Annotated in this window: 12 protein-coding genes; 6 read left to right on the forward strand and 6 right to left on the reverse strand. The window is 63.6% G+C overall.

The features are described from left to right. Positions 1 to 13: 13 nt before the first annotated feature. Both ACP7BY_RS03695 and ACP7BY_RS03700 read right to left on the reverse strand, forming a co-directional pair. Positions 14 to 1,654 (reverse strand): MFS transporter, encoded by a 1,641-nt coding sequence (locus ACP7BY_RS03695; protein WP_033966469.1) that lies wholly within the window; start codon positions 1,652 to 1,654, stop codon positions 14 to 16. Positions 1,655 to 2,102: 448 nt separating this feature from the next. Continuing rightward, the gene (locus ACP7BY_RS03700) at positions 2,103 to 3,494 is read right to left on the reverse strand and encodes a cell division protein FtsZ (protein ID WP_137902786.1); all 1,392 of its coding nucleotides are present in this window, start codon (positions 3,492 to 3,494) and stop codon (positions 2,103 to 2,105) included. Between the two features lie 286 nt (positions 3,495 to 3,780). Between ACP7BY_RS03700 and ACP7BY_RS03705 the strand changes: the two genes are divergently transcribed. Continuing rightward, positions 3,781 to 4,386: a cell division protein SepF gene (locus ACP7BY_RS03705; RefSeq protein ID WP_033966467.1), complete on the forward strand. Its 606-nt coding sequence runs from the start codon at positions 3,781 to 3,783 to the stop codon at positions 4,384 to 4,386. Positions 4,387 to 4,414: 28 nt separating this feature from the next. Beyond that, on the forward strand, positions 4,415 to 4,597 hold the full coding sequence (locus tag ACP7BY_RS03710; RefSeq protein WP_033966465.1) for a hypothetical protein: 183 nt from the start codon (positions 4,415 to 4,417) through the stop codon (positions 4,595 to 4,597). Here ACP7BY_RS03710 and ACP7BY_RS03715 read toward each other — a convergent pair. Next, positions 4,594 to 5,880, reverse strand: coding sequence for a glycosyltransferase (locus tag ACP7BY_RS03715; RefSeq protein WP_033966463.1), 1,287 nt, complete (start codon positions 5,878 to 5,880; stop codon positions 4,594 to 4,596). The two genes, ACP7BY_RS03710 and ACP7BY_RS03715, sit on opposite strands and share 4 nt — an antisense overlap. A gap of 238 nt (positions 5,881 to 6,118) precedes the next feature. Between ACP7BY_RS03715 and ACP7BY_RS03720 the strand changes: the two genes are divergently transcribed. Together ACP7BY_RS03720 and ACP7BY_RS03725 are read left to right on the forward strand one after the other, a co-directional pair. Beyond that, complete coding sequence (locus ACP7BY_RS03720; RefSeq protein ID WP_137902787.1) at positions 6,119 to 7,699, forward strand: aldehyde dehydrogenase (NADP(+)); 1,581 nt, start codon at positions 6,119 to 6,121, stop codon at positions 7,697 to 7,699. 103 nt (positions 7,700 to 7,802) lie between these two features. Then, entirely contained in the window at positions 7,803 to 8,513 is a 711-nt protein-coding gene (locus tag ACP7BY_RS03725) for a FadR/GntR family transcriptional regulator (protein WP_126847977.1), read from the forward strand. Positions 8,514 to 8,555: 42 nt separating this feature from the next. On the opposite strand, the gene ACP7BY_RS03730 is transcribed toward ACP7BY_RS03725, so the two are convergent. Together ACP7BY_RS03730 and ACP7BY_RS03735 are read right to left on the reverse strand one after the other, a co-directional pair. Next, positions 8,556 to 10,352: an IlvD/Edd family dehydratase gene (locus tag ACP7BY_RS03730; RefSeq protein ID WP_137902788.1), complete on the reverse strand. Its 1,797-nt coding sequence runs from the start codon at positions 10,350 to 10,352 to the stop codon at positions 8,556 to 8,558. A 358-nt stretch (positions 10,353 to 10,710) separates the two neighbouring features. Further along, on the reverse strand, positions 10,711 to 11,664 hold the full coding sequence (locus tag ACP7BY_RS03735; protein ID WP_052192439.1) for a hypothetical protein: 954 nt from the start codon (positions 11,662 to 11,664) through the stop codon (positions 10,711 to 10,713). A 745-nt stretch (positions 11,665 to 12,409) separates the two neighbouring features. Between ACP7BY_RS03735 and ACP7BY_RS03740 the strand changes: the two genes are divergently transcribed. Both ACP7BY_RS03740 and ACP7BY_RS03745 read left to right on the forward strand, forming a co-directional pair. Further along, a complete protein-coding gene (locus ACP7BY_RS03740; RefSeq protein ID WP_033966050.1) occupies positions 12,410 to 12,688 on the forward strand; it encodes a hypothetical protein in 279 nt (92 codons plus the stop codon). Further along, positions 12,685 to 12,879: a hypothetical protein gene (locus ACP7BY_RS03745; protein ID WP_033966052.1), complete on the forward strand. Its 195-nt coding sequence runs from the start codon at positions 12,685 to 12,687 to the stop codon at positions 12,877 to 12,879. The genes ACP7BY_RS03740 and ACP7BY_RS03745 overlap by 4 nt, the downstream gene beginning before the upstream one ends. A gap of 793 nt (positions 12,880 to 13,672) precedes the next feature. Here the strand turns inward: ACP7BY_RS03745 and ACP7BY_RS03750 are convergent. Next, the gene (locus ACP7BY_RS03750; protein WP_137902789.1) at positions 13,673 to 15,931 is read right to left on the reverse strand and encodes a glycoside hydrolase family 3 N-terminal domain-containing protein; all 2,259 of its coding nucleotides are present in this window, start codon (positions 15,929 to 15,931) and stop codon (positions 13,673 to 13,675) included. Between the last annotated feature and the right edge of the window lie 180 nt (positions 15,932 to 16,111).

The raw sequence follows: 16,111 nt of genomic DNA on the forward strand, positions 1-16,111 counted from the left end.
GCGCTACGCGGCGCTAGTCCGCGCTCGCCGTCCCCGGCTTGCCCTCTTCGAGGCCGAACAACGTCACGACCAGCGCCATCGCCACCACGACCACGGTGTACCACAAACCCGAATAGGGATTGCCGGTATGGACAACGATCATCTGACTGATCAGCGGCAGGAACCCGCCGAAATAGCCGGTGCCAATATGATAGGGGATCGACATCGAGCTATAGCGAATGCGCGGCGGAAACAGCTCGGTGAGCAACGCTGCGACTGGGCCATAGGTGATGCCCGACAAGGCACTGAGGGCAAGAATCGCCAGCAAAATCAGGGCAATGTTGCCCGGCTTTGGAATCACGGGCGACAGATCATAGCCTGCACGCGTGAGCGCTGCCTCAAGGCCCGCATCGCTCATGTCGTCGACACCCACGCCGCCAACAATGACCAGCGTCACCGGGGTACGCGCCTTGGCGTAAGGGATCCCCTTTTTAGCAAGATAGTCGACCAGGCGGCGACATTCACCCGACTGCTTCGTCGGGAACAGCATCGGAAACATCTCGGGCAGCACTTCATGCGAGCAGGCTGGACCCGACACCACCACAGGAGCGCGCTTCGCGGCACGCGCCAGCTCCGGATTCGCGGCACCGCCCATCACCCAGAAGATCGGAAAGATCAGCACGAGCGTGAGGGCATAGCCAAGGACGATCGGCGTCTTGCGCCCGACCTTGTCCGACAGCCATCCGAACAGCACGAAAAAGCCAAGGCCGAACAGGGCCCCCACCCCGACGATCACTTGCGCCACCGTTTCCTGCACGCGCATCGTGCCTTGCAGGAACGACAGCACGGTAAACATGGCGGTGTACCAGATCACCGTCAGCCCCGCCGCTATGCCGAACAAGGCGACGAACAGCCGCTTGAGATTGCCCTGATAGGTAAAACTCTCAACGAATGGGTTTCCGGCGCATTCGCCAGCCGCTTTCATTTGCTGGAACACCGGACTTTCCGACAGTTTTAGCCGCATCCATAGTGATCCGACGAGGAGCACGATCGAAAACAAGAAGGGCACGCGCCAGCCCCAGTCGCTCCATACCCCTGGCGACATTGCTCCCTTGGTCAGCAGCACGACGGCCAGGCTGAGGATGAACCCACCCGCTACGCTCGCCTGAATAAAGCTGGTGTAGAAGCCGCGCCTCTCCGGCGGCGAGTGCTCCGCAACATAGATTGCCGCACCGCCATATTCGCCGCCCAGCGCCAATCCTTGCAGGATGCGCAAGCCGAGCACGATGAACGGGGCTCCAAGGCCGATCACCGCAGCCGAGGGCACCAGTCCGACGCCCGCCGTGGCGAGGCCCATCACCGTAATCGTGACAAGGAAAGTATATTTGCGGCCGAGCGTGTCGCCGAGATAGCCAAACAGGACGGCCCCAAGGGGTCGAAATCCGAACCCGACCGCAAAGCCGCCCCACGCATACAGCGTCTGCAACAATTCGCTCTGGGCCGGGAAAAACGTACGCCCGATGATGCCCGACGCCGCGAGTGTCCCGTAGATAAAAAAGTCATACCATTCGAAAACTGTGCCCAGCGACGAGGCAGCAATAATCAACTGAATGTCCTTGCGGCTGGGTATCGCCGCGGATCCTGGATCTGCAGCCCCATCCAAGAACGTCGCCATTGTCTTCCCCCAACTACCGATGCGCCCTCCGGCGAGCGGTGAGATTAGGCGGATTTATCTCTGCGGCAACCCAGCTCGGGCCGAGCTTGCCAGCCGATCCCACCAGGACCATCGTCACCCACATGGAAATGGCGTGATCCTAGGTTACCAAATGACAAATTTGTGCACCGCAACACAAATAGCACGAATAATTTATCATCATTATTGAGGAAAAGATGATCTATTCATGTTTTTTACGACAAAATGGCCTATATAAGGTCAATAGAGTGCATCTGTACCGGACAAAGAACATGAGAGTACGTTCCTTCGACCGTTTTCCGTCCACCGCCACTCAGGACAGCCGCCCTGTCCCGCCTGGAACGGGTTTTTTGATTGGCGGTCTCCTGTCCTTGGGTCTCTGGGCTGCAATCGCGGCGGTCGCCTTCGTCATATAATCGCTCCCGCCCGATCAACAGGATCGGTCTGCGAACGCCATCGCAATCCGCGCGTTGACGATCAGGTTGCCCGAGATCATCGGCGACCTTGCGGGTGGATCAAAGGACTTTAGGACGTGAAATGCGCTCGGCGGGTAGGGGGCGGCCATCCCGGAAGGGGTGCGAGGCGCGCGCTGCAACCGCTGACGCACCGCCTGATAACCGCGGCGAACAAAACCGTCTCCGAAAGCAGGCCGCTGGTACGGATACGCAACGGCGTGTTCCTCGCGAAGTAAAGCCAAAGTTGGCGTCAAAAGCAGCCCGGGCTTTTCGGTTTCGGGCTCGGCGGTGATTGGTACCACTTCATGCTGGCACGTGGCTGGCATGGCTTCCATCTCTGCATTTACAGGCTCAGCCGCCACATCGCGCACCGGCTGAAGCACATAAGGCGCGACCACCTGCTGCGTCGGGTCTGGAACCGGGATCCCACCTGCAATTATTCCCACGCGAACCCGGCCCGCCAGTTCGGCATCGAGGACCGCGCCCCATAATATCTCGGTGCCATCCGGGAGGTTTGCCCGCAGGCTCGTAATCGCCTCCTCCACTTCGAACAGAGTAAGCTCTTCTCCACCCGCAACCGTGACCAGCAGACGCCGCGCGGTTCCCGGCAGCCCCTCCAGCAAGGGATTACATAAGGCGGATCGGGCGGCGTTGGCAGCACGATCCCAACCGACGCAGCGCTCCCCAAAGCCGATCACCGCGTCCCCAGTCGATGCCAGCAGCGATCGCAAATCCGCGACACTTACCCGCTTCAGCGCAGGCTCCTCCAGGAGCAAGGCGAAATCGGTAGCGCTCTCTCCGATGATCGAGTCCGACAACCGCAGAGCGTCGCTCAATGTGGTGTCGCGACCAATGACCCCCAGCAGTTTCTGGTTGCACACCGTTACCATCACATCGACCTGCGCGCGAAAGTCAGCGGCACCCAAATCGGCGGTCCGTGCCCGGCGCTTGCCTTCAAAGGCGAACGGCTTCGTCGCCACACCAATAGTCAGGATGCCGAGGTCGCGTGCCGCTTTGGCGATGACCGGGGCGGCACCGGTTCCCGTGCCACCCCCCAGGCCCGCGGCGATGAAGCACAGCGACGCGCCTTGCAGCGCCTCGATAATCTCGGGCAAGGCTTCTTCCGCAGCCGCGCGCCCGATCTCGGGCCGACCGCCAGCACCCAGCCCAGCCGTAATTTGCCGACCAAGCTGCAAACGATTGGCCGCAGGCACCGCGCGCATCGCCTGCACATCCGTGTTCGCGCATAAAATGGTCATGCCGCAGTCCGGACGCCCCAACAGCGCGCGAACGGCATTGCCGCCCGCTCCCCCCACCCCGAACACGACCAAGCGACCGTGATCGCTCTTCGCTTGCCCACCCGTCATACCGATGCTCCAGAGAATCGCTTCACCTAATGGTGTGATGCGCGACACCTGCTCCGAACGATCATAGTTAACGATACAGTATCTTTACAGTGACAGAGAACTTGACCGCCAATAATCCTGCATTGTTACGCATCAGAAATGATGAATCATTCTTTAGTATGCAAAGTCGGATCCTGGGGCCTCCGCAACATTACGGGTAGGGTGAACCCCATAAAGTAGATCTACTCTATTCCCCGAATCGTTTTCGGAGCGTTAACCATAAGCTCGGAAGCGAGGGGCTTTAGACATGGACGAACTTTTTATGGGCAGCGCGCTTTGTGAAGTGACCGAATGGGGCGACATCCTGTTGCCACGTCGCTTCCATCAAACATTGCGGCTTCGCTCGGCCGAGCATTCGCTGTTCATTGGGCTGCACGAGGAATCGCCCTGCCTGATCGCGTTCGATCGGCTGCACGCCATGCAACGGCAATTCGAAGTCGCCGAAAAGCTGGCGGCGTCACCCGGCGGCTTCCAGGACCATCATCGCCTGCGGCGCACCTATGGGTTTGTCGACGAGGCACCGGTCGCCCCGGACGGGATGATGACGCTGCCGCGAATCATGCGCGAACGTGGCGCGATTGGGGACTTTGCCCTGCTCGTTGCCACCGGGGCTCGCTTCGAAATTTGGGACATGGCGTATGTGCTCGATCATGGCCCGTCCGATCTCGTCACGCTCGCAACGCTTTTGCGGGCCAGCCAAATTGCACATGAGGTAAACGATGTCGCCGTTATGTCACCTGCTCGGGCATCGGGCCCGACCCTCTATCCAGCACAATCAGGGGTTCGCGTTCAGTGTCTGCCAGCGTTGCAGCCGCGACATGATCCGGTCGGCAGGCGCGCCGCCCACCAGTAAATGGAAGGAAGTTCCCGAAGGATTTCGCGTGTCCCGCAAAACCCCCAAACACCAGCGCCTTGCGGCCACCCCGCCGATGATGCCACGGCCACGCTCCACCATGATCGATCTGGTGCATATCGGCGCTGCCGCCTTGTTCTGGCATCTGCGGGACATGATCGAGACGCCCCCGCTGCGCCCCGCCAAGGTGCTTCGGATACCGCTGCTCTAAGCAGTGCGGTCGAGCGCTTGCGCGATCGCATCGGCCGCGGCGTCCGCTCCGTTTTCGTCGGCCATGCATCGCGCGATTTCGGCGGCGACGGCGCTATATTTGGGGTCGCGTAACAGACACCCGATGCGCCGCGTCGCGCGCGCGGCCGAGAAGCGGTCCGCCCGCAACCGTAACCCTGCGCCCAGCCGCGCGATGCGGTGTCCGTGATCGTTCTGATCCCCCATATGCGGCACCACCAACTGCGGCTTGCCCGCGCGCAGCGCCTGGCCCGTCGTCCCGACTCCGCCATGCTGGATGATCGCAGCGGCGCTTTGGAACAGCAACGAATGCGGCGCATAGCCGCAACGCAACACATCGCCCTCGATCGTCGGCGCAGCATCCCCGCCGACCAGCAGTACCGCCCGCATCCCTAACCGCCGCGAAACCTCAGCAGCCGTATCGTAAAAGCCCCCGGCACTGTTCACGGCGAAGGAGCCGAGCGTGAAGACCAGCGGCGGCGGCCCTGCGGCGAGGAAATCCGCCAACGCCGGATCGAGCGTCTCCTCGCTTCCGCTATCGCTGTCGAAAACGGGAAAGCCGACAATCTTGGTCGACGGCGGCGCGTCGGGCGGCAACGGGGCGAGTTGCGGCGAATAACATCCCAGTTGCAAAATGGAGCGCGCGTCGGGCTCCAGCGCACGCCGCGCACCCTTGGGCGGCAAGCCGTGCTCCGCCCGCACACGATCGAACCGCCGACCGTACAGCCCATGCAGAACCCGCCGCAGCACCGTATAAGCCGTGCGGTTCCATACACGCCCAACGCGTCCGACCGGCTGATCGCGCATCATCCAGAAATCGGGCGTGCGCGGCGGATCATAAGCCGACAGCATTGCCATGGGTTGCAGGATCACGGAAATCAGCGGCAAGTTGCGCTTTTCGGCGATCATCGGTGCGGCAAACACGAAAATCGAGGCGACAATCGCCTCGGCATCCGCCGCCACCGCATCGAGCGCGCGCGTGCAATCCGAAAGGCCCGGCAACAAAACCTGTTCGAGCATGACGCGCTGATTGGCGATGACCCGCCGAACCGCCTCTTCATGGCTCAACCCCATGCGTTTCTGCACCGCATCAAAGCCGGGCAGAATCGCCACAGCCTCCAAGCCGGCGCGGCGACATTTGGCCACCTGGTCCTCGGGCACCGCCAGTACCGGGGTGAAGCCCCGTTTGCGTAGCGCCAGCCCGATCGCGATGAACGGGTGAAGATCGCCTAACGTCCCGATGGTGGTGAGAACGACTTTACGCATTGCGATCCCACTGGTCGCGTCAGCGCATCGCGTCCAGTCCCTTCCTGCTCGGGATCGTAGCATTTTTTCCGATAGAGCACGTGTTTGCTACGGGTGGGCCGGATCGCGCGCGGCCGCCAAATTGCATCGGATGACGGAGCCATGAAGCCCCTCGCTTATTGCCCTCCGCGCAAGTCCAGCCTTGCAGAAACGCGGTGCGGGCCCTATTATGTCTGAGTTATTTTTGAAAGGCCTTCCCGTGATCGATGGTTCTATTTTGATCGGTGCCGACGCTCGTCAGGCAACAACACGATTCACCACGGTAAACCCGGCCACCGGCGAATCTCTGACCCCGAGCTTTTCGTCTGCGGACCGCGACGCGGTCAACGCTGCCACGGCGTTGGCGCAGGCCGCCTTTCCGGCTTATGCCGCGACCGACCTGCCGACTCGCGCTGCCTTTCTGGAAGCGATTGCCGACAATATCGTCGCGATTGGCGACGACCTGATCGTCCGCGCGATGGCCGAAAGCGGCCTCCCCCGTGCGCGCCTGGAGGGCGAGCGTGGCCGTACCGTCGGCCAGCTCAAGCTGTTCGCGCAAGTGGTGCGCCAGGGCGACTGGCTCGACGCGACGATCGACCCCGCGTTGCCTGATCGCGCCCCCTTGCCCCGCCCCGACTTGCGCCGCATCAACGTGCCCGTCGGCCCGGTCGCGGTGTTCGGAGCCTCCAACTTCCCGCTCGCTTTCTCCGTTGCGGGCGGCGATACCGCCTCGGCACTGGCGGCCGGCTGTCCGGTGATCGTGAAGGGCCATCCGGCGCATCCCGGCACCGGTGAATTGGTAGCACGCGCCATTGCCGCTGCGGTCGCATCGAGCGGCCTGCCCGCCGGTGTCTTCTCGTATCTGCCGGGCGACACCAATGATCTGGGCGGCGCACTCGTCGCCGACCCGCGCGTACAGGCGGTCGGCTTTACCGGCTCGCGCGGCGGCGGCCTCGCGCTGATGCGGATCGCCGCCGAGCGTGCGCAGCCGATCCCGGTCTATGCCGAGATGTCGAGCATCAACCCGGTGGTCGTGTTCCCCGCCGCGCTTGCCGCGCGCGGACCGGAGATCGCCGCCGGTTTCGTCCAGTCGCTGACGATGGGCGCAGGCCAGTTCTGCACCAATCCCGGCCTGATCCTCGCGCTCGACAGCCCCGAACTCGATGCCTTCGTCGCGGAAGCGGGAAAGCTGCTTTCGGGCACCCAGCCGCTGACGATGCTGACCCCCGGCATCCATGCCAGCTTCGACAAGGGCGTCGAAGCGCTCGCTACGCATGACGCGGTGCGCACCATCGCGCGCGGCTGCCCCAGCGCCGGACCAAACCAGGCGGTTGGTGCCCTGTTCGAAACCGACGCCAGCCATTTCCTGGCCGACCGCGCGCTCGGCCATGAAGTCTTCGGTTCGTCGTCGATCATCGTGCGGTGCCGCGATCTGGGTGAACTCGCGCAAGTGATCGCCGGGCTTGAAGGGCAATTGACCGCGACGTTGCAATTGGATGCAGCCGACGAGGCCGCTGCCGCGACATTGATCCCCGTCCTCGCACAGCGTGTTGGCCGCATTCTGGCCAATGGCTGGCCAACCGGCGTCGAAGTGTGCCACGCCATGGTGCATGGCGGCCCCTACCCCGCCACCAGCGACGGGCGGACGACCTCGGTCGGTACGCTGGCCATCTATCGCTTCTTGCGCCCGGTTGCCTTCCAGAACCTCGCCCCGACCCTGCTCCCGATCGCGGTGCGCGACGGCAATCCGTGGGACATCGCCCGTCGGGTTGACGGACTCCGCGAAGCCTCCGCGCGATGATCGGACGCGCCCGTCAGGGTGTGCGGTGGGATATCCCCATGCCTTCCTGCCGAGCGCGTGATCCGCTAGGCTGGGTCTTCATGACCCAGCCACCGTCTCGATGATGGAAGACGACCGCGTCTTCTCGCCGCGCATTCACGGCACCATCGCGCACGATATCGGCGTGGAAATCGTCAGCGGGATGCGCAAGCCCGGCGACGTGTTCGGCGGTGAAATTGAAGCGAGCGAAGCGCTGGGCGTCTCCCGCACCGCCTATCGCGAGGCGATCCGCATCCTGGCCGCCAAGGGGCTGGTCGAAAGCCGCCCCAAGGCGGGCACGCGCGTGACGCCGCGCAGCCGCTGGAACATGCTCGACGTCGACGTACTCGCCTGGACGTTCGAGGGTGAACCCGACACCGACTTCATCATCGACCTGTTCGAATTGCGCGGCGTGATCGAGCCTGCCGCCGCCGCCTTTGCCGCCGCGCGCCGCACCGATGCCGATCTGGCCGAGATGCGATCGGCGCTCGATGCGATGAAGCATTATGGGCTGGCGGATGCGCGCGGCCAGAGCGCCGACCAGCAGTTCCACCGTGCGATCCTGGCGGCCGCGCGCAACACCCCGCTGGCGACGCTCGCCAATTCGGTTGGTGCGGCGGTGCGCTGGACCACCAAATTCAAGCAGCGCAAGCGCGCTTTGCCGCGCGACCCGCTGCCCGACCATGTGCGGGTGCTCGACGCAATCGCCGCCAGCGATGCAGACGCCGCGCGCGAGGCAATGGTGACGCTGCTGAAGCTCGCTCTGCGCGACATGGGGCTCGCGCAGCGCGGCTAACCCCAGCGCTCGCCGATCAGCGGCGAGCGCTGGGGTTTCCGATCAATGGTTATCGCGCGGCAGGCCGCGCGTCTGCGCGATGCGCTGATACGCCTCCGCACCCTCCAGGATCGCGCCCGAACCGAGCTGGCCGACCACGGCGCGCTGGATCTCCTGCCACGGCGTCTGCGAGGCCGGGTAGCGATAGCCACCCGCCGCCGCGAACGCCGCGCGGCGTTCCTCCAACTCCGCGTCATCGATCAGCAGATCGGCCGTGCCGCGCGTCAAGTCGATCCGCACGCGGTCGCCATCGCGCAGCAGCGCCAGCGTGCCGCCGACCGCCGCTTCGGGCGAGGCGTTGAGGATCGACGGGCTGCCGCTGGTGCCCGACTGGCGGCCGTCGCCGATGCACGGCAGCGAATGAATGCCATCGAGGATCAGATGCGCCGGCGGGCGCATGTTCACCACTTCCGCCGCGCCCGGATAGCCGACCGGCCCCGCGCCGCGCATGACCAGCAGCGTCGCGGGCGTGATGCCGGTCGAAATTTGGTCGATGCGGGCGTGATAATCCTCGGGACCATCGAACACGACCACCGGCCCTTCGAACGCCTCGGGATCGTTGGGGTTGGACAAATAGCGTTCGCGGAACTCGGGCGAAATCACGCTGGTCTTCATGATCGCGCTGTCGAACAGATTGCCGGACAGCACCACGAACCCCGCCGACGTCATCAAGGGCGTGTCGAACGGGCGGATCACATCCTCATTCTCGATCACCGCGCTGCGGCAATTATCGCCGATCGTCTTGCCGTTCACGGTCATCGCGCCCTCGGCAATCAGGCCGTGCTGGATCAACTGCGCGACCACGGCGGGGACGCCACCCGCACGATAATAATCCTCGCCCAGATATTCGCCCGCTGGCTGCAAATTGACCAATAGCGGCACGTTGAGGCCATGCTCTTCCCAGGTCTTGAGCGGGACGTCGACGCCGATATGCCGCGCAATCGCGGTGAGATGGATCGGCGCGTTGGTCGATCCGCCGATCGCAGAATTGACCGCGATCGCATTGAGAAAGGCGTCCTTGGTCAGGATGTCGGAGGGCTTGAGGTCCTCCGCCACCATCTCGACGATGCGCTTGCCGGTGTAATAGGCGCATTCCTGCCGGTCGCGATACGGTGCGGGGATCGCCGCCGATCCAGGGAGCGACATGCCCAGCGCCTCGGCCAGGCTGTTCATCGTCGTCGCGGTGCCCATCGTGTTGCAATAGCCGGTCGACGGTGCCGACGAAGCAACGAGGCGGATGAATTCGGCATCGTCAATCTCGCCCGCCGCGAGCAACTCGCGCGCCTTCCACACGATCGTGCCCGAGCCGGTGCGCTCGCCCTTGTGCCAGCCATTGAGCATCGGCCCGACCGACAGCGCGATCGCCGGGATGTTCACGGTCGCCGCCGCCATCAGGCAGGCAGGCGTGGTCTTGTCGCACCCGATCGTCAGCACAACGCCGTCGAGCGGATAACCATAGATCGTCTCGACCAGGCTGAGATAGGCAAGGTTGCGGTCCAGCCCGGCGGTCGGCCGTTTGCCGGTCTCCTGGATCGGATGGACCGGGAATTCGAGCACGATGCCGCCCGCCTCGCGAATGCCCTCGCGCACGCGCTCGGCCAGGACGAGATGGTGACGGTTGCACGGGCTGAGATCGGAGCCCGTCTGCGCGATGCCGATGATCGGCTTGCCCGAACGCAGTTCCTCCAGGCTCAACCCGAAATTGAGATACCGCTCCAGATACAGCGCGGTCATGTCGATGTTATCGGGGTTGTCGAACCATGCGCGACTGCGGAGCTTGAAGGGGGGGGAACCGGTCATTGAGATACTCCGCGTCTGGACGACTTTGTTCCCGGATATACTCAGACAATTATAAGATCAATGCGCACGCGACCAAAGTCGAACCGCAGATGGCTCCGGCACCCTCTTTAGGAAGGCGGGTCAGCTTGCATCGGACAGCAAACGCCCGCCAACGCGTCGCGCTGGCGGGCGGTCAGGGTGGCGTTGACAAGAAGCAACGTCGCCACTGTGATAGTATCCGCTCGCCAGCGCGAAAGGCTTACCCTCTCCCCTTGCCGGGATCCGGAGTGACGATCGAGTGCGGGAAGCCCCAACCCGCAAGATCGCTCGACGCGCGTGACGAACGATCCTGCGGGTGCGCCGTACAAGGCCCATGCGCTTATTGGGCGAAAAGCAGCCCCCACATGAAATCATACCCGGTATAGCCCGGGGGCGGCCCATGAGGCCCGATCGGCTCCCCGACGTTGGCCGGGCCGCCGGACGCATTGAACGAAGCGCCAGCATGGCACGAAATGCACGACGATTTCGCCATCGGGACATTCGCGTTGAGCGGCTCGATGATCGGGCTGCCGAGCAGGATCGGGTTGGTCGAGGTCCCGAACGTGCTCTGCGATCCCGTCAGGCAGTAATTGTTGAAGATAGGGGCCACATTTGCCTGGCTGAGCAAAGCGGTTGCCGCCGAAGATTTGGGGCATGCACCATATTGGCCCCACGCCTTCGCATTGGCGGGCACCGATGGGGTCGCGGCACCGAAGGAATCGTTGCATCCCGTCTGGTCGCAACGGCCCGGCGTATACGCATTTTCGAAATCAGCCCATATCCAGTCAGGAAAGCCTGGTGTCTTTACCGAGATATGCATGCTCGTCATTGCATAGGTCGTCGCTGAGCCTGAGCCGACGCTTGCGGATGAAGTATAGAAATTGCTGGTGATGAAGCTGGTTGGCTGCCCCAACCAGGTGGCCAGCGTGCTGACCGGAATCCAGTCCGCCTTCACTTCCAGCGCATTCCACGGCACCGAAACCGGCTGCTTGGTGCCGTAATATGTGCTTATCCCCGCCGACGACCACAGGCCATTCGCGACGAGATAGTTGAAGGTCGCGCGATCACGCCGCACCTCTTCGCCGACGCAGCCCCCCTTGGGAAACCCCGAGCCCGCAGCCGCCCCTGCGAGCCCCGACGGCGTGCCGCAGCCCTGTGCCGGTCCAATCACTTGGACGGCGAAATGGCCCGTGCCGCGCGTCGCCATCGCGGCGCGCATATGGGCCCGCCCGAGCAGGCTGCGCTGCAAGAGCTTGCTGCCCTTGCTGGAACTCGCGCTCGGCCAGGTCGGCACGTTGCAGCCCTTCTTAGGGGTCGAAGAACAGGGGTTCGCGACGTAAATGTCCTGATCGGACGCAAATGTTTCGTAAGTAACCTTGCCCACTGTTCCAGACGGACTGACCGCGAGAACGAATTGCTGCCATGAAACGGCGTCCGTCGAAACGGGCGGCGGCGGAATGATTTGTGCAGGTTGAGCGGGCCTTGCATGTATTCGAGAGGCGTCAGTTGCGACGATACCAATCGAAATCGTCGCTACCGCCAACGTTGAAAATATACGATATTTCTTAAAAGCGATTGTAGACATGTCACCATCTCCCCAGAATCTATTCTGACGGATACGCTTTTACCATATCGGAACACTGTATTGATAAAATAGAGTATCAAACAATCAAATATCGGTCAACGTTGAAAATATTATATCCTAATGGCTGCGTTTAGATTTTGTGATATTTTTCACAGACATTATCATTCATGTTATCTGACGGCTCAGTTCGCACAGTCTTTCGCGTACAGGAAGATATTGTCGGACAAAGAGATTCTGCACATCGTCCATTTATCGCCCATGCGGCCCTGACCGCCGGGCACCGCCTTGGTGCGTGTGCGATGCTCTTGGCACCACACCGCGCGTGAAGCGCGCCGGTGTCGGCACCGGCCCCGGCGAGGGCAGCGCCTTTTACGGACGCATTACGCGACAGCGCGCGATTCACCGGGAATTTTTACGCCGTCGCGGGCAGTGTCGCCCTCGAACAGGTGAGGCAATGCGACAGCGTTCGATGCGGGATTTCGACCTCAAGGTGCGGTTGAGCGGCGTTGGTTTCCTTCTGCTGGCGGCGCTGTGCCTTTCCGCCTTGTCGGCCGATCGGGGCAGTCCCGATGCGCAACCAAGCGGGTTCGACTTGTGTATGGCGCTTATCGCCGTCTGCTCGGGCTGTGTCGGCGCGGCCCTCGCGCTGGAGGGTCGCTGGCTATTCGAGCCGGTTTCCGATCCCCGCGCGCGCCGCAACGTGCACGGCGACGATGCGCGAGACAAAGAATGAAGGTGCATCCCCATGGCAAGGTCGGCGGTGCTGAACCGGGTTGCGCCATGTTGCCAGCCGCAGCAGCCGACGCTTTGCTGGTCGCTGCGCTGGAAACGGACATGTCGCGCGTGGGCATGGCCACCACCATGGCCTATCTCGCCATCACGCGACGCAGCCTGGCGCTGCCGCTCTATCGCGACCGATCATGACCGGACATCCCCCCGCCCGTTTTGGCTCGTCCTATGCGGGGCGAGCCTTTGTCCGGTCTGCACGGCACCGGCACCGCACGGCAATGTGCCTACCCTGCCGCGAAAAGAGCTCGGTGGATGGTCGCCGCTTCGGATTTTCGTGCGCACCTTGTCGGCTCGGCCCGGTGTATCGCGCCGAACTGCCATCAGGCGGCCCTGTGGAAATGTTGCGCGGTTTCCCAGGGCTGCACCGGTGCGAAAGAGATCGTGGGGACTAGAGGGGCGGTCGCAACCAAGATCCTTGCACCGGGGAAGGCATGCACCTCGCTGCGCGCGAATCCCATAGCGGCCGCGCGGGAAACGAAGCGGCCCTCAAGCTTGCCGCCATCATCCTGCACCAGCCAATGGCCAGCGCTATCCTGTCCCACTCTTATGACCGGGCCTCTTTGATCGGGCTCCGGGTCGTTTGGCGATGTCATGCTATGCTTCCTCACGCTAAACGCTCGCAAGATCCAATATCGCGGAAGGCCGCTGGCGCGCGACACGCACCTGTAGCGCGCCGCGCCCAGAACGCTGATCCGCGATCATGGGTTGGACGATCATGCGAACGTCGAGATAGCTTTGGGCGGCATAAAAGCTCGATATCGATTGAAAGGAATTTGCGTAGAAAGTGCGTAAAACGAGGCCTCTGCGCGGAGGCCGCCGCCTCGCCGAAGAGCGCCTTTTCAGGCGCATCAACCTGCCACGGGATTGGCTATTGGCACCCTCTTCGAAGTCGAACGCGCAGCTTCGCATTCCGGGGCGAGCACCGGGCTTATCCGAGCATGACCGTCGCGGGCACGCCGCCAACCGACGACGGCGCTACCCAGACATCAAATGCGCCGGCTTCGGCGAAGCTGCGCCGATCGGGATGGACGAACGCCAGATCGGCGCGCGACAGGGGGAATGCAACGCGCACGCTCTGCCCCGGATCGAGATCGATATGCGCGATGCCTTTCAAAGCTCGCACCGGCTGCGTGAGGCTCGCGACTTTCTGGTGAATGTATAATTGCGCGACTTCACGCATCCGCTGGTGGCCAGTGTTCGTGACCGTCGCCGACACTGTGGTCGCGGCGTCGCCCGTCAGTCTCGTAACGCTCACCTCGGTTGGCGAATAGCGCACGGTCGAATAGCCGAGCCCGTGCCCGAACGGATAGAGCGCTTCGTTCGTCACCTCCCGGTAGCGCGCTTTCCATTCCGGTGCCGCGCCCAGTTGCGGACGGCCGGTCGCGCGATGGTCATAGAAGAACGGCTCCTGCCCCGACGCTTGCGGGAAACTGACCGGCAGACGGCCCTGCGGTGCGTGATCGCCAAACACGACATCCGCCATCGCATTGCCCGTTTCCGATCCAAGGAACCATGTCGCGAGGATCGCCGGTGCCGCGCGCACTGCGCCCGTCAGTGCGAGCGCACGTCCGTGGCGCAGCAGCACGACGACCGGCTTGCCGGTCGCGGCGATCGCCTCGGCAAGCCGCAGCTGCGCCTCCGGAACCGTGATTTCGACCCGCGCCTGCGCCTCGCCCGACATGCGTGCGCTTTCGCCGATCACCAGCACGACGACGTCCGATGCCTTTGCCGCCGCCACCGCCCGTTCGATCCCGCCGGCAAGCGGCACTTCATAGTCGGAGCCGCGTTCGACCTTCAGCGGTGCATCGTGCCCCATCGCGGCGCGGAAACCCTGCTCGGGCGTGACGCAACTCTCGAAATCGGGAAAGCTCGCCCATGGCCCGGGCATGTCGCCGCGGTCCGACACGCACGGCCCGATCAGCGCGATCCGCGCAGATCGCGCGAGCGGGAGCAGGTCGCCGTCGTTCTTGAGCAGCACGATCGACTTGCGCGCGGCCTCACGCGCCAGCGCAACCGCCTGTGGCAAGCGCACGTCGCGCCGCTCGCGCGCCAGATCGAGCGAGCGATACGGGTTGTCGAACAGCCCCAGCGCCTGCTTGACGGAGAGCACGCGCCGCACCGCGGTATCGACCGTCGCCATCGAGATCCGGCCCGCCCGCACCAGCGCGGGCAGGTGCTTGTTGTACAAGCCGCTCTGCATCGAGATGTCGCACCCCGCGTTCAGCGCTTTGACCACCGCATCGGACCCGTCGGCGGCAAAGCCGTGGAGGATCATCTCTTCGTCGGCGGTATAATCCGACACGACCAGGCCCTTGAATCCCCATTCGCCCCGCAGAATGTCGGTGAGCAAGTAGCGGTTTCCGGTCGACGGCACGCCCGCGATATCGTTGAAGCTCGCCATGGTCGACAGCGCGCCGGCGTCAAACGCGGCCTTGAACGGCGGCAGATGCGTCTCGCGCAATGTCGTATCGGGGATGTCGGCGGTGTTATACTCCATACCGCCCAGCACAGCGCCATAGCCCGCGAAATGCTTCGGACAGGCCAGCACCGAATCATCCGCTGTCAGATCTTCTCCCTGAAAACCACGGACGCGCGCGGCGGCGAACTGTCGACCGAGCCAGGTGTCCTCGCCCGCGCCTTCGACGACGCGGCCCCAGCGCTGATCGCGCGCGACGTCGACCATCGGCGCGAAGACCCACTGAATACCCTTGGCGCTCGCCTCTACCGCCGCCGCACGCGCCGTGCGCCGCGCAAGCTCAGGATCGAAGCTCGCCGCTTCGCCCAACGGCACGGGGAAGGTCGTCTTCATGCCGTGAATCACGTCTCCGGCGAAGATCAGTGGAATCCCATGCGGCGACTGCTCGATGGCGACGCGCTGCAGCGCGCGTCCGTCGGCGACGCCGATGCCGTTGTATAGCCCGGTCATCCGCCCGGCGGCGATGTCCCGCTGCAGCGCGGCCATGCTCTGCGTGACCAGTCCAGGATTTAGCGGTGGCCCGTCGGTCCGCGCGGGGTCGCTGAAGATGCTGAGTTGCCCGGCCTTCTCCTCGAGGCTCATCGCCGCGATCAATCGCTCGATCCTGCTATCGAAGTACCGGATGCGCGCGTGCGCCGGTGCCAGGGCGGCGGCGATCGCCGCGGCGGATCCCCCTTTCAGCAGCGCCCGCCGAGAAACAGTTCCAGTCACACGCTTTCCCTCGCCGATCTGCGCGCCCGAATCGGTTTGGGCTGTCGCAGCACGATAAATTTCACTTGGCGGATGCACAAGAAACCGGTTACAACGCAAGTGTTGGAACCGGTTTCTTGGCGCATCGGCCAGGTTTATCGGCCGCATAATTCACCACCGTACCGCGGTGCTCGGGCGAGC

Origin of the sequence: Sphingomonas sp. PSPC2-2, from assembly GCF_049897725.1 — a bacterium.
Taxonomy (GTDB): Bacteria; Pseudomonadota; Alphaproteobacteria; order Sphingomonadales; family Sphingomonadaceae; genus Sphingomonas.

Bases quoted from the DNA above. Each gene is read 5' to 3' on its own strand.
- ACP7BY_RS03695 (WP_033966469.1), bottom strand. From the start codon at position 1,654: ATGGCGACGTTCTTGGATGGGGCTGCAGATCCAGGATCCGCGGCGATA.
- ACP7BY_RS03700 (WP_137902786.1), bottom strand. From the start codon at position 3,494: ATGACGGGTGGGCAAGCGAAGAGCGATCACGGTCGCTTGGTCGTGTTC.
- ACP7BY_RS03705 (WP_033966467.1), top strand. From the start codon at position 3,781: ATGGACGAACTTTTTATGGGCAGCGCGCTTTGTGAAGTGACCGAATGG.
- ACP7BY_RS03715 (WP_033966463.1), bottom strand. From the start codon at position 5,880: ATGCGTAAAGTCGTTCTCACCACCATCGGGACGTTAGGCGATCTTCAC.
- ACP7BY_RS03725 (WP_126847977.1), top strand. From the start codon at position 7,803: ATGGAAGACGACCGCGTCTTCTCGCCGCGCATTCACGGCACCATCGCG.
- ACP7BY_RS03730 (WP_137902788.1), bottom strand. From the start codon at position 10,352: ATGACCGGTTCCCCCCCCTTCAAGCTCCGCAGTCGCGCATGGTTCGAC.
- ACP7BY_RS03740 (WP_033966050.1), top strand. From the start codon at position 12,410: ATGCGACAGCGTTCGATGCGGGATTTCGACCTCAAGGTGCGGTTGAGC.
- ACP7BY_RS03745 (WP_033966052.1), top strand. From the start codon at position 12,685: ATGAAGGTGCATCCCCATGGCAAGGTCGGCGGTGCTGAACCGGGTTGC.